Origin of the sequence: Arenibacter certesii DSM 19833, assembly GCF_000429545.1 — a bacterium.
Classification (GTDB): Bacteria; Bacteroidota; Bacteroidia; order Flavobacteriales; family Flavobacteriaceae; genus Arenibacter; species Arenibacter certesii.
Genome location: NZ_AUCB01000005.1, coordinates 147634 through 162208, shown reverse-complemented (window position 1 = coordinate 162208; position 14575 = coordinate 147634). Strand labels below are relative to the sequence as shown.

At 39.1% G+C, this 14575-nt stretch carries 11 protein-coding genes; 7 read left to right on the top strand and 4 right to left on the bottom strand.

Annotation, left to right across the window (positions count from 1 at the left end):
- Positions 1 to 34: 34 nt before the first annotated feature.
- Genes G466_RS0102790 through G466_RS0102780 form a run of 3 tightly spaced genes read left to right on the top strand, consistent with a single transcriptional unit; the run spans position 35 to position 2902 of the window.
- The gene (locus G466_RS0102790) at positions 35 to 580 is read left to right on the top strand and encodes a hypothetical protein (protein WP_034234454.1); all 546 of its coding nucleotides are present in this window, start codon (positions 35 to 37) and stop codon (positions 578 to 580) included.
- Complete coding sequence (locus G466_RS0102785) at positions 577 to 2013, top strand: DUF5723 family protein (protein ID WP_026812284.1); 1437 nt, start codon at positions 577 to 579, stop codon at positions 2011 to 2013. Before G466_RS0102790 ends, G466_RS0102785 begins: the two co-directional genes overlap by 4 nt.
- Before the next feature lie 13 nt (positions 2014 to 2026).
- Complete coding sequence (locus tag G466_RS0102780) at positions 2027 to 2902, top strand: hypothetical protein (protein ID WP_157373793.1); 876 nt, start codon at positions 2027 to 2029, stop codon at positions 2900 to 2902.
- A gap of 159 nt (positions 2903 to 3061) precedes the next feature.
- Here the strand turns inward: G466_RS0102780 and G466_RS0102775 are convergent, their stop codons facing one another.
- Positions 3062 to 4339, bottom strand: coding sequence for a replication-associated recombination protein A (locus G466_RS0102775; RefSeq protein ID WP_026812282.1), 1278 nt, complete (start codon positions 4337 to 4339; stop codon positions 3062 to 3064).
- A gap of 89 nt (positions 4340 to 4428) precedes the next feature.
- Between G466_RS0102775 and G466_RS0102770 the strand changes: the two genes are divergently transcribed.
- On the top strand, positions 4429 to 5190 hold the full coding sequence (locus tag G466_RS0102770) for a rhomboid family intramembrane serine protease (protein ID WP_026812281.1): 762 nt from the start codon (positions 4429 to 4431) through the stop codon (positions 5188 to 5190).
- Between the two features lie 47 nt (positions 5191 to 5237).
- On the opposite strand, the gene rlmB is transcribed toward G466_RS0102770, so the two are convergent.
- From rlmB to G466_RS0102755, 3 genes are all read right to left on the bottom strand, one after another.
- A complete protein-coding gene (gene rlmB / locus G466_RS0102765; RefSeq protein WP_034234473.1) occupies positions 5238 to 5987 on the bottom strand; it encodes a 23S rRNA (guanosine(2251)-2'-O)-methyltransferase RlmB in 750 nt (249 codons plus the stop codon).
- 73 nt (positions 5988 to 6060) lie between these two features.
- Complete coding sequence (locus G466_RS0102760; protein WP_026812279.1) at positions 6061 to 7656, bottom strand: SusD/RagB family nutrient-binding outer membrane lipoprotein; 1596 nt, start codon at positions 7654 to 7656, stop codon at positions 6061 to 6063.
- A gap of 6 nt (positions 7657 to 7662) precedes the next feature.
- Positions 7663 to 10872 (bottom strand): SusC/RagA family TonB-linked outer membrane protein, encoded by a 3210-nt coding sequence (locus G466_RS0102755; protein WP_026812278.1) that lies wholly within the window; start codon positions 10870 to 10872, stop codon positions 7663 to 7665.
- Positions 10873 to 11547: 675 nt separating this feature from the next.
- On the opposite strand from G466_RS0102755, the gene rpsL reads away from it, so the two are divergent.
- From rpsL to fusA, 3 genes are read left to right on the top strand one after another with little or no spacing between them, the layout of a single operon-like run.
- Positions 11548 to 11922 (top strand): 30S ribosomal protein S12, encoded by a 375-nt coding sequence (gene rpsL / locus G466_RS0102750; protein WP_026812277.1) that lies wholly within the window; start codon positions 11548 to 11550, stop codon positions 11920 to 11922.
- A gap of 38 nt (positions 11923 to 11960) precedes the next feature.
- Positions 11961 to 12437, top strand: coding sequence for a 30S ribosomal protein S7 (gene rpsG, locus G466_RS0102745; protein WP_026812276.1), 477 nt, complete (start codon positions 11961 to 11963; stop codon positions 12435 to 12437).
- 9 nt (positions 12438 to 12446) lie between these two features.
- Entirely contained in the window at positions 12447 to 14573 is a 2127-nt protein-coding gene (gene fusA, locus G466_RS0102740) for an elongation factor G (RefSeq protein ID WP_026812275.1), read from the top strand.
- The last annotated feature ends 2 nt before the right edge of the window (positions 14574 to 14575 follow it).

Sequence of the window (14575 nt, the reverse complement as noted above, 5' to 3'; positions counted from 1 at the left end):
CTAAATTATTGCATCCTGTTTTAATTTGCTCAATATGGTAAATAAGACATTGTTACTTTTCTTAATAATACTACTAGGTTTTGTTTCCTGTGTAGAGCGGCCCGACTTTGATCAATTAGATGATTTAAGGGTAACACCTACCATTGAGAGTAGTATTTTATATGTTGAATCTCCTGAAGATTTATTAAACAAATCTACCGACTCCATTTTTTATAGTCAGAATTTCAGTTTTGACGGTTTTAGCGAAGATGTTTTTGCAGACCGGGTGCTAGAGGGGGTTATTTCTTACGAGTTGGAGAATACAACTAGTAAAGAATTGGAGATTATCATAGGGTTTTTGGATGAAAATGGGAGCCTTCTGGATGTTGAAAAATTTCACATGGATCCTGCTCCGACAATACCGCTTAAAAGAGATGTTGAATATGGTGGTGGCTCAGGGAAAAGCTTGGAAATAATAAAGAACACGTCCAGTATTGGGTTCAATATTACAAATATGGGAGACCATACAAGTATATCAAATCTTCCAGACCCAAAGATCATCTTTAGGTCCAGTGGTAAATTTAGGATGCGAATACGATGAGATTAATTTTGGTATTCTTATTGGTTTATCTCTCAATCTGTGCCCAACTTTCGGCCCAGAATAAGCAACTGCTATACGATTTCACTGATATTCCTGATGCCCTTATGGTCAATCCTGGGATGTTAACGGATTTTGAATGGTACGTTGGGCTACCTATAATTTCGGGAGTGTCAGTCCAAGCCGGTTCAAATGCCATTACCGTTCATGATCTTTTTGCTGCTGATGGACTGGATTTTAATGATAAGGTAATGGATAGGATGATCTACAAATTGGATGAAAACGATCACCTTAGTAGCACAAATCAAATTACATTATTTAATGGAGGATTTAGAGGTAGGAACCTCAATGATTTTTATTCATTTGGTATCTATAGCGAAACCGATGGGATAGGATATTATTTTAAAGATTATGCAATCTTGGCTATTGAGGGCGATTCAATTCAATCACCTAGAAGTTTTAATTTAAATCATTTAAACACTAGGGCCGAAATGGTAAACGTTTTTCATTTTGGTATCAACAGAAAGATAGATAAGAAACTTACGGTTGGCGCTAGAGCTAAAATATATTCCAGTGTACTTAATTTTACTTCCACAGAAAATAAAGGTCATTTTATAACAACAGAAGGAGAAAGGAATTTAGTAGCGAATACTTTAGACGCTGATCTGGAAGTTAAAACTTCCGGACTTAATAACATAGTGGATGCTTGGGAAAATGATAGGTCTCAGCTGCCCGGAATAGTAGCCCGTAGAATGTTCTTTGGTGGCGATTTAGGGTTTGGAGCAGATTTTGGATTTACCTACCATCTTAATAAAAAAACAGTGATTACAGGGAGTATTTTGGATTTGGGGTTTGTATATAACTCTACAGATGTAAAAAACTATACCCTAAAAGGCTCGGCCACAATAGAAGGGATAGAAGCTATATTGCCAGTAGCTCCATCCGATGCTGATAAAGACTATTGGCAAGTGTTGGTAGACGATATAAATGAAATGGTTCCTTATAGCACCAATAACGATAGCTATATAACTTTTAGACCTACCAAGTTATACGGTTCCCTTCGGTATAATTTTGGGAAACCGATTCCCTCTCGCCGTGGTTATGATTGTAAGGATTACGTACGTGAGGGAAGAGGTTATGATAGTTATAATAATGCTTTGGGAGGACAATTGTATGTTGTTAATAGACCCAAAGGACCCCAAGCGGCACTAACCGCCTTTTACCTGCATAGGTTTGGGAATGCAATGGCTATAAAGACAACCTATACGGTAGATAAGTTTTCTTATTCCAATATTGGAGTGGGATTAAATTTGCAGGCCGGTCCTGTGAATTTATATCTAATGGCGGATAATTTACTAGCTTATAACAATCTAGCCGATAGTCACTATGCTTCTTTTCAGTTCGGATTAAATATTATATCTTGGGGCAAGAAATAAGATAAGTTCTCACATGAAAAAAATACTAGCATCCTTCATTCTTTTAAGTTGTTTTTTAGGAATGTCGCAAGCAGAATTAAATAAATATAAATACATTATCGTTCCCGTTAAGTTTGATGCGTTTAAGGAGCAGAACCAGCATCAGACTAGTACGTTAATTAAATATATATTGGTAGAAAATGGGTTTAATGCGGTATATGATAATGCGCTGCCAGAAGATTTATTAAATAATAGGTGTCTAGGGCTGTTATTAGCCCTAAATGACGACTCTTCCATGTTTACCACCAAGCTTACCTTTACTTTAAAGGATTGCCTGTCCCAAGATATTTTCGAAACCCAAGAAGGTAAGAGTAAGGAGAAGGATTATAAAGAGGCTTATTCTGGTGCTATAAAAGAAAGTCTTCGATCACTGTCAGGTGAAGGCTACCGTTATGAGCCTGCTGGTTCTAAAGGTCCAATAGTGGTTAGTTATAAGGATGATGTGAAGAAAATTGCTCAAAACGCTACTCAGGATACAAAAAGTAATAATCCTGCACCTGTAGTTCAGCAAAAGGCTACGTTGGATGAGCAATCGTATAAGGATAAGATGCCTGTGCCGTCTGGGTATACTCAAGAAGAAATGCCTTTGGCTTCAAATGCGAAGCAGGTTAAGGATATAGTGGAAAGTGATGTCCTATATGCTCAAGCCATACCCAATGGATACCAATTAGTAGATAGCACCCCTAAAATAGTTATGACCTTGCAACAGACTAGTTTTAGTAACTTTTATTTCGCCAACCCTAATTGGCAAGATGAAAGTGGAATACTATTTAAAAAAGGTGGTAATTGGATTTTTGAATACTATGAGGGCAACGAACTGGTCAACAAAAAGATGAATATTAAGTTCTAGGCATTATCTGTGATGGAAGATATCTAGATGCTCCCTTGGCTTTATACCTTGGGATGGTAGCTAAATGGATGTATTATATAGAATGGACTATTCTTCCATATGGTTGTGTTTCCTGTGACAAGTGATGAAATGTATACAACGAAATAGGAGATGCAGTCTCTACATAGTATACTTGTCTTTCCACCGGTTCTTTAAAAACTCTTTTATGGCCTTTTCTCGTTGGTTATTGCCAGGACTATAAAAACTGGTCCCTTTTAATTCATCGGGCATAAACTCCTCCTCAATAAAATTATTGGCATAATCATGGGCGTATTTATACTCCTGTCCATATCCCAGATCTTTCATAAGCTTCGTTGGTGCATTTCGCAATGGCAAGGGTACAGAAAGGTCGCCAGTTTGCTTTACGGTTTGTTGGGCTTTATTAATAGCCATATAACTGGCATTGCTCTTGGGTGATGTAGCGAGATAGATAACACACTGACTGAGAATTATCCTCGCTTCTGGATAACCAATGGTGGTTACTGCCTGAAAAGTGGTATTAGCAATCACCAAAGCAGTAGGGTTGGCATTGCCTATATCTTCTGAGGCGGATATGATCAGTCTTCTGGCAATAAATTTCACATCTTCCCCGCCTTCAATCATTCTGGCCAGCCAATAAACCGCGGCATTGGGATCGCTCCCTCTAATAGATTTTATAAAGGCAGATATTATATCGTAATGCTGTTCCCCGGTTTTATCATACAGAACAGTGTTTTGTTGAACCTTGCTTAAAACTAACTCATCGGTAATAGTGACGTTATCTGTTGCCTCAGAATTGATAATAAGTTCAAAAATGTTCAACAACTTTCTACCATCCCCTCCAGAAAGCCGCATAAGTGCTTCGGTTTCTTTAAGGTTTATGGTTTTCTTTTTTAAATGAGTATCCAATTTCATGGCCCTTTTGAGCAAGGCTTCCAAATCCGCTTTCCCAAACGGATTTAGAATGTAGACTTGGCAACGAGATAAGAGGGCGGGTATTACTTCAAAACTGGGATTCTCCGTAGTAGCGCCAATAAGGGTAACCCAACCTTTCTCAACAGCCCCTAATAGAGAGTCTTGCTGGGATTTGCTAAATCGATGGATCTCATCTATGAAGAGGATGGGGTTTTTGGTAGTAAACAAGCCGCCACTTTGCTTGGCCTTATCTATAACTTCCCTAATGTCTTTTACACCACTGCTAATGGCACTAAGCGTATAGAATGGCCTTCCACTTTCTTCGGCAATTATATTGGCTAAGGTGGTCTTCCCTGTACCGGGAGGGCCCCATAAGATTAAAGAAGGTAAAATTCCTTTCTTAATCTGATAGGTTAAGGATCCTTTCTCACCTACCAAATGATGTTGGCTAATATAGTCTTCAAGTGTTTTGGGGCGTACCCTTTCTGCAAGTGGTTCGTTCATAAGGCAAAAATAAGATAATTATATAGATGACAATTTTTCCGAAATTGGATTCTTGGCGAGAATGTTGAATTAATAATTATATTTCAGGTATGACAGAGAATACATATTTTAAATTTTCAAATTCCGTTATAGTAGTGCCGCTCTTTACCGTGCTGGCTATTTGGACGGTTTTCTTCATTGAATTAAAATTCCAAGTCAATCTAAATCATTACGGAATCTACCCTAGGAGCTTCACAGGGCTAAGGGGTATTGTATTGAGTCCCTTCTTGCATGGCTCCGTAGATCATTTGTACAATAATACCATTCCTATTGCGATCCTTACGGCCGCCCTTGTCTATTTTTATAGAGGGATAGCGTACAAGGTATTGCTAATTGGGGTACTACTGTCTGGACTTATAACCTGGTTGATCGGGAGACCTAGCTACCATATAGGGATAAGTGGATTGATATATGTCTTGGCTACTTTTATTTTTTTTAAAGGAGTACTTTCCAAACATTATAGGCTGGTAGCACTTTCGCTTATTGTTGTCTTTATTTATGGAAGTATGTTATGGTATATTTTTCCTGTTAAAGAAGGGATTTCTTGGGAAGGCCATTTAGGCGGATTCTCAACGGGATTACTGTTGGCCCTTACACTGCGGACCTCATTGCCTAAACCCAAGAAATATGATTGGGAAAGGGAGGATTATAATGAGGAGGATGACGATTTCCTAAAGCATTTTGATGAGAATGGTAATTTTATTGAATCTCGGAATGAGGAACCAAATCAAGGTTTAGATCAACCACGTGTAATTTATCACTATAAGAAAATAGAAAAAGAGGACCTCAAAGATGGAGAGGCCCAAAATTAATTTGCTCTACTAATCACCAATAATTTTTGTGAATGATCTAAATATCGTTATTTGGAAAGTGTATCCTGACGTTGCCTAACCACTTCATATAAGAAAACCCCACAAGCAACCGATACGTTTAAAGACCCTATGCTCCCTAACATGGGTAGTTTGGCTAGATGGTCTGAAGCTTTAAGTATTGAAGGGGATATTCCCATATCCTCCGAGCCCATAATGATTGCAGTGGGAGAGGTAAACGAAACGTCATATATAGTATTGTCTGTTTTCTCTGTTGCAGCAACCACCTGAATTCCTGAAGCCTGTAAAAAGAAGACGGCGTCTTTAATATGGTCTACTTTGGCTATAGGTACCCGAAAGGCCGCTCCGGCCGAAGTTTTAATAGTATCAGCGGTAACAGGTGCAGCGCCTCTTTTTTGTATTATAATTCCGTCTACCCCAGTGCATTCTGCGGTACGAATAATGGCTCCAAAATTACGTACATCGGAAAGTTGGTCCAGTAAAAGGAATAGAGGTGCTTTGCCATTTTCTGTTACATTAGCTACCATTTCCTCAATGGAAAGAAAGCGAATAGGGGAGATATTGGCTACAACACCTTGATGATTGTTCTTGGTAAGCCTGTTTAGTTTTTCAATAGGTACATAGGAAGCGATGATGCCGTTTTTTCTTAGCAGTGTCTCCAATTCACGGGAGAGATCGCCTTTTAATCCTTTTTGAATAAAAACCTTGTCTATAGGTTCGTTGGCGTTTATGGCTTCGATAACGGCTCTAATGCCATAAATTTGGGTTGATTTTTCCATGGTGGTAAAGGTAAAACAAAAAACCATCACACTTAGGTGTAATGGTTTTTTAAAATTGTATAGGATTAATTTTCTAATTTACGTCCCAGAAAAGCTTGCTGGTAATTAAATCACCTTCGGATAATTTTGCAGCTGCTGCGTTTCTATTATTGCCGTTTAAGGTTTGTAATATTTGTGGATACCTTAATCTAAATGGGATTTCTGTAACTGATGGATCAACTGGTCCAGGTTCAAAAGTATAAGAAGGAACCCTGCTCTCCGGAGGAAGTCCTGCTACTTGCTCTGCTGGAAGAAATACTTCTTCTCCCGGCATTACCAAGGTGTTTGGGAAACCTGTTCTTCGGTAATCCGCATACGCCTGGTGTGGTTGCATATATAACGCTACATATTTTTGATTAAGAACGTTTGCTTGATTTGCTGGTGGAAGATTATTTACAAAGGCGGTGATCTCTGCTGAAGGGACACCCCATTTTTCCATAGAGGCACGCACCCCATTTTCATAATTTTCTTGAGAAAATCCATTGTGTTCTGAGATAATAAATTGTACCTCTGCATATTCCATCAAAACTTCTTTGAAATCTGGTTTTAGAATATTACTACTCATAAAGGAATAGGTTGTTCTATCGAGAAAATTCGTATTTCTAAAAGCGTAAGGAATCCCTAAATAATCATCGTAATTATTGCTTTTTTCATACGTATCCGATTTCACATCCCCTATAGATGCATCAATTGGTGCAGCCATTTGGAAAAGTCTAGGGTCTGGGCCAAAGTTTCCTGATTCTCCTTTAAGTAGTTTTACAAATGGTGCAGCTACGGCGAAATCGGTTCTTGCAATAAATGCTCTCCAGAATGGGGAGGCATTATCGTCTGCGGCATCATATGCCTGTGCTGCATTATCATCATTAGAGGTCATAACTCCTGCTAGTAGGGCAGCATCAATAGCGTCATTTGCCTTAGTAGGATTTACATTCCTTAGATTATTGGCAACTCTCAAAATTAATGAGTTGGCAAACTTTTTCCATTTACCAGCATCTCCGCCAAAAATGTTATCTCCACTCGTGAATACGGGTTCATTTGTGTTGATCATGTCCGACGCTTCCCTTAACTCATTTAAGATGTCATCGTAAATATCTTCCTGGGCTGCAAAAACCGGAGTAGACGTGTTATTTACATCCAGTGCCTGGAAGGTTTCATTATCGCTGCCGTAAGAGTAGTATGGTACATCTCCGAAGAAATTGGTAAGCTCATAGAACATGTAGGATAGCATGATCCTAGAAGCTGCGATTTGATTGTCATTATTGCCATAAGCTGCGGCGCTGTTCTTAGTTTCCTCATTGGTGTTTTGATCAATGATCGACTTTAGATTGATGGCCACAAGGTAGGTGTTGTCATAAATCCCTTGCGCTGTTGTTTCCCTATATAAGAAACGGTCCTCATCTGCATAAGCGGTTTGTCCCCAATATTGTAACCAGGGCAAAGTAAGTCTACCTGAGTTAAATGCATCTCTGCTAAAATCTGTGAACCTTTTTGTTGAATAAGCAAATATATTGCTCGTCGGCACCATTTCTGGTTCGTTTGGGTTAACGTTTAATTCTTCTAAACCTTTATCACAAGAGGATATGCTGGCGAAGAGTGTTAACGCTATAAGTATTTTTAATTTATTTTTCATTTTTTCTTAGAATTTTAATTGTACGTTTAAACCATAACTCTGAGTAGAAGGAAGAGATCCACCTTCTGATCCCTGAATATTTCCACTTCCTGAAGTAGCAACTTCCGGATCGAAGTTATCATTGTCCAGACCCCAAACGAACAGGTTTCTACCAAATGCTGTTATAGTAACATCGGCTTTTTCCCCAAGCCATTTTTTAGGAAGCTTGTATCCCATTGTGATTTCTCTTAGCTTAACATAGTCCGCATTAAAAACGTTCTGTGCATCATTCCCAAAATAGAAATCCGAACCATACTGTTGTGCTGGGATTACTTGGTTATTTGGTGCGGTATTGGTTACAGTATAGCTGCTACCATCTTCGCTGTACGTTACGGTTCCTGTTACTCCTGGAAGAACAATTCCTTCTTCTCTAATATTATTAGCTGCAGTTTCCTCCAATATACCAGAATACATGCCCCATAAATTAGTCAATGATCTATATTTACCGCCTTTCTGAACATCGATCAAAAACCCAAAACTGAGGTTTTTGTATGTAAGGCTGTTTCTAAAGCCCATATTATAATCTGGCAGAACAGATCCTAGATTTTCAACGTTCTGAGTTTCTGCGTAGCTACCATTGGAGTTTACAACTTTGTTCCCTTGGTCGTCAAACACATAATTTGTACCTCGGATAATGCCATAAGGTTGCCCTACTACTGCATTAACGGTTACGGAGTTAAATGGGAATCTTCCAATCTGCAACGTTTCTACTCCTTCTACAATTTCAAGTAGCTTGTTATCGTTCTTGGCAAAGTTCCAATTAAAGTCCCAGCTATAGTCTTCTGTTTGTATGGGAGTTATGCTTACTAATGCCTCTATACCTTTATTTTGTAATTTTCCAGCATTGGTGAACCTAGAGGTGAAGCCAGAGGAAGGGTCAATTTGTACAGGGGTAATAAGGTCACTAGTTTCTTCATTATAATAGGTGAAATCGAAACTAAGTCGGTTTCTAAAAAACGCCATTTCAAGACCTACTTCCCAGGTCTGTTTAAGCTCTGGTAATAAGTTTGGGTTTCTGTTTACGTTGCCTAAATCAAAAGGAACATCGCCTAAAAAGGGAATGCTTCCCCCGTACGTGTTTGCCAATTGATAGGGGTCGGTGTCACTACCTACTTCTGCGTAACCCCCTCTAAGTTTTCCGAAAGACATCCATGGTGCATCAATTAATTGTGAAAACACAAGGCTACCACTTACCGATGGGTAAAAATAAGAGTTGTTGTTTGCAGGCAAAGTAGAAGACCAGTCGTTTCTACCGGTAACTGTCAGATAAGCAAAATTGTCATATCCTAAGGAAACGGAACCGTATAAGCTGTTAACCTGCTTTCTAGAATCAAATTCCGTTACTTGCGCCGGATCTTTGGAATTGCTTAAATTATAAAGACCTGGAACTACAAGTCCACCTGAGGTTTCTCCTGTAATTCTGTGGAATTCATTGTCCCTTCTGTTTAGCCCAACAAAAGAATTTACACTTAGTTTATTGTCAAAAAGGTTTTTGTCGAAATGAAGACGTCCTTCATAGTTCAATTCTTGAAAATCCCTATCTATTTCAGTGTAGAACGGCTGATCTTGCGAGCCTACAGCGCGGCGGCTGTTGATTCTGAAATCATACGTATCTCCATATATTTTACCTACAACATAAAGATCATCGGTTAGGTTGTAAGTGGCGCCAAGGCTTCCGTACCATCTTGTTCTTTTGTCTTCTGCCGTATTTTCATATAAGGTCCAGTATGGGTTATCGGAATAACGTACACTTCCATCCAATGCGGAAACTCTGTTCCAAGATCTCTGTGTTCCATCTGCTAATTTGTATTTCTTTAGCCTTTCATAATCAAGTTGAGTTTGTCCAAATTGATACATTTGCTGAATAACGCCTTCGCCAGTATAACCAGAAGCTGGTCTATTGAATCCATCGGTTACAGTGAAATTTACAGAAGCATCTATTTTTAACTTATCGGATAATTGAGAAGTACCATTAAAACTAACTGAAGTTTTGTCAAGACTGGAGTTAGGTACAATACCTTTTGTTTGAGTGTTATTAAGCGATAGTCTAATGGTTCCTTTTTCTGTGCCTTGCGAAAAAGATACTCCATTATTTACAGAGAAACCTGTATTAAAGAAATCGTCTTTGTCATTGTTTGGGTACACCCATGGTCTTGGCTTTAAATAGTCTGATGAAAACTCTGGGTCAAATGCGTCCCAATGCAAAACAAGTCTGTCGGAACCATATTTTGGACCCCAAGATTCGTCCGTTCCATAATCTGCTACATCATATGTAGTACCGTTAATCGTAGCTTGTCCAAAACCGGACTGTTCAATAGTTTCAGCGTCTCCTGCACCACCACCGTAAAGCTTCTGTATTTTTGGGAGAGTATTTACGCGTTCGAAAGAAACACCTGAGTTTACAGTTACTTCAGCTCTACCTTTTTTTCCAGATTTTGTTGTGATCAAGATTACTCCATTACTGGCCCTAGACCCATATAGTGCAGCCGCAGCCCCACCTTTAAGTACGTTCATACTTGCAATATCGTCTGGATTTATGTCTGCTGCTGCGTCGCCATAATCCCTACCACCACCACCTGTTTGCGTATCGGTTGTGTTGTAGTTACTGTTGTCCAACGGAATTCCGTCTACCACGATCAGTGGCTTGTTTTCCTGAGTGATAGATCCAGCTCCCCTTATTAAGATCCTAGAGGAACCTCCCAAGGAACCAGTAGAATTGGAAACTTGAACACCAGCAACTTTACCGCTAAGAGAGTTTAAAGCATTAGAGTTTCTAGTCTCCGCTAATTGATCTCCAGATACTTCTTGCGTAGAATATCCTAAGGATTTTTTCTCCCTAGATATCCCCAACGCAGTCACAACTACCTCTTCCAATGCTTGTGCATCCTCTGCCATTTCAACATCAATCCTGTTTCCAGACCCAATTGGTCTCGTAACAGTTGTTTGTCCAATGTAAGTGAATACTAAGTTTTGGCCCACTTGGCCCGCAATGGTATAATTTCCATCAAAATCTGTCTGTGTGCCATTAGTGGTTCCTTTCACTAAGATGTTTACTCCAGGAAGTGGAAAACCATCTTGATCCGTAACTGTTCCTGAAATCGTTTTGTCCTGTGCAAACGCAAAATGGACCGCCAACACCAGAAATAGCGTCAGAATTCCCTTTAGTTTTGTTTTCATTTTTTTTATTGTTTGAATTAGTTGATTGTAAAAATCCAAAATAAACACTTATAAAAAAAATTAAATTCAATAAATATTCAGTTGTCTTGATGGAAGTGCAATGAAATCCAGTTTTGGTAAGTGAAACCTAACTCTGTCATTGAGATTATGGTCTGTACAGTAGTTTTGATTTCAAGATGGTCCAAGGTTTATTGCTGTTTTGTTGTTCTAATTGAAGCGTTTATTAAATTATATGGACTTGATAGGTGATTTTGATGATTTTAAGGTTAGGGAGGTTTTATTTTTGGATCTGCAAAATTAAAAGTGCTGCTATAGGGGGAAAAATTTTCTTATACCGTTATATATGGATAAGAAATCTTTTATGTTAGAAGATACCTTATAAAGTAAAGTTGTGAAGATTGAATTAGGCGATGGGGTAACATTTTTAGAGTTTATAAGATAGTTTAAGGTAAGTATAGTTGTTGTATTATGCAATTGTATACCTGAGAAAAGGGCTTAAAGTTATTTTATATTTATCAGCTGCTATGACCCTTCTGAAGGGTCATTTTATATGCAAAAGCTTGATATTCAAAAAAAAATGAAAAAAAATCCTCGTATGATTTGAATTATTATGGATTATCCTTACATTTGCCAGCCCTTAAAAAGGAGGGTTAAGTTTTATTATACATATACAGTATGCCAACAATTTCACAATTAGTACGAAAAGGAAGAGTCTCTATTACTAAGAAGAGTAAATCGGTTGCTTTGGATTCGTGCCCTCAGAGAAGAGGTGTTTGTACTCGTGTTTATACTACTACTCCGAAAAAACCAAACTCCGCAATGCGTAAAGTTGCAAGGGTTAGGTTGACTAACGGAAAAGAAGTAAACGCTTACATACCTGGAGAAGGGCACAATTTACAAGAGCACTCGATAGTATTAGTAAGGGGCGGAAGGGTAAAAGATTTGCCAGGAGTTAGATATCACATCGTTAGAGGTGCTTTGGATACAGCAGGTGTTGCTGGAAGAGCTCAACGTAGGTCTAAGTACGGTGCAAAACGCCCTAAGAAGTAAGATAGGTATTTCCTATCCAAACAATTAAATGAGAAGAAATGAGAAAAAAGCAGGCAAAAAAGAGGCCACTTTTACCGGATCCGAGGTTTAACGACCAGTTGGTGACACGTTTTGTGAACATGATGATGTGGGACGGTAAAAAATCAACAGCCTTTAAGGTGTTCTATGACGCAATTGATATCGTAGAGGAAAAAAAGACCGACGAGGAGAAAACAGCCTTGGAGTTGTGGAAAGATGCATTATCTAATGTAATGCCCCACGTAGAGGTTAGGAGTAGGAGAGTTGGAGGGGCAACCTTTCAGATCCCAATGCAAATTAGGCCGGATCGTAAGATTTCAACGGCTATGAAGTGGCTTATTAGTTATTCAAGAAAAAGAAACGAAAAAGCAATGTCTTTGAAGTTGGCTTCCGAAATTTTAGCGGCTGCCAAGGAAGAGGGTGCTGCGGTTAAGAAGAGGATGGATACTCATAAAATGGCCGAAGCAAATAAAGCTTTCTCCCACTTCAGATTTTAAAAAGAGCAAATGGCAAGAGATTTAAAATTAACAAGGAATATAGGTATTGCAGCGCATATTGATGCTGGAAAAACAACAACTACCGAAAGAATTCTTTTTTATACGGGAGTTAACCATAAACTGGGAGAAACTCACGAGGGTTCTGCAACCATGGACTGGATGGAGCAGGAGCAGGAAAGAGGTATTACGATAACCTCTGCTGCAACTACTTGTGATTGGCGTTTTCCAATGGAAAATGGTGAGCCTTTAGAGGATACGCAGTCCTACCATTTTAACATTATTGATACTCCTGGTCACGTAGATTTCACTGTTGAGGTTAACCGTTCGTTAAGGGTTCTTGATGGCTTGGTGTTTCTTTTTAGCGCAGTTGATGGTGTTGAGCCACAATCTGAGACTAACTGGAGATTGGCCGATAACTATAAAGTACCGCGTATCGGTTTTGTGAATAAAATGGACCGTCAAGGGGCTAACTTTATCAACGTTAACAATCAGGTTAAAGAGATGTTGGGGTCCAATGCGGTGCCAATTGTTTTGCCTATTGGTGACGAAAACGATTTTAAAGGTATCGTTGATCTTGTGAAGAATAGAGCTATTGTATGGCATGATGAGAATTTTGGTTCTACATTCGACGTAGTAGAAATTCCTGCTGATATGGTAGATGAGGTTAGGGAGTATAGAGCAAAGCTTATTGAAGCGGTTGCTGAATATGACGAGACCTTAATGGAGAAGTTTTTCGAAGATGAGGATTCAATTTCAGAAGATGAGGTGCACACTGCTTTGAGAGCTGCCGTTATGGATATGAGCATTATCCCAATGGTATGTGGTTCTTCATTTAAAAATAAAGGTGTTCAGTTCTTGTTGGATGCGGTATGTAGATACTTGCCTTCGCCAATGGACAAAGAAGGTATAGTTGGTGTTAATCCAGATACTGGAGTAGAAGAAAAGCGTAAGCCAGACGTGAAGGAGCCATTTGCTGCTTTAGCGTTTAAAATAGCGACAGATCCGTTTGTTGGTCGTTTAGCTTTCTTCAGAGTGTACTCTGGTCGTTTGGATGCTGGTTCGTACATTTTGAACAATCGTTCTGGAAAAAAAGAACGTATATCAAGAATTTATCAAATGCACTCCAATAAGCAAAATGCTATCGATTTTATCGAGGCTGGTGATATTGGTGCTGCGGTTGGATTTAAAGATATTAAGACTGGTGATACCATGTCTGCTGAAAAGCATCCTATTGTTTTAGAGAGTATGGATTTCCCGGATCCCGTTATCGGTATCGCAGTGGAACCAAGAACTAAGGCGGATGTTGATAAATTAGGAATGGCATTGGCTAAGTTGGCCGAAGAGGATCCAACTTTCCAGGTTAAGACTGATGAGGCATCAGGACAGACAATTGTTTCTGGAATGGGTGAGCTTCACTTGGATGTTATTGTGGATCGACTTAGGCGTGAGTTTAAGGTTGATGTAAACCAAGGAGAGCCTCAAGTAGAGTACAAAGAAGCACTTACTGCTACGGCAAATCACAGAGAGGTTTATAAGAAACAATCTGGTGGTCGTGGTAAGTTTGCTGATATTGTATTTACAATGGGACCTGGTGAAGAAGGTAAAGATGGTCTTGAGTTTGAAAACAATATTAAAGGAGGTAACATTCCTAAGGAATATATACCATCTGTAGAGAAAGGATTTAGAGAGGCTATGAAAAATGGTCCTTTAGCTGGATTCGAAATGGATAGTATGAAGGTTACGTTAAGTGACGGTTCTTTCCATGCTGTGGATTCCGATTCGTTATCCTTTGAATTAGCTGCCAAAATTGGGTATAAAGCTGCTGCAAAAGCTGCGCGTGCCGTATTGATGGAGCCAATCATGAAAATTGAGGTGTTAACACCTGAAGAGAACATGGGGGATATTGTAGGTGACCTTAACCGAAGGAGAGGAACTATTACCAATATGGATGATAGGGCCGGTGCAAAAGTTGTTAAAGGTACGGTGCCATTATCTGAGATGTTTGGATATGTAACCTCTTTAAGAACGTTGTCTTCTGGTAGGGCAACCTCTACCATGGAGTTTTCACACTATGCTGAAACGCCTTCCAATATTGCAGAGGAAGTGATTAAAAAAGCTAAGGGTATAACCGCTTAAAT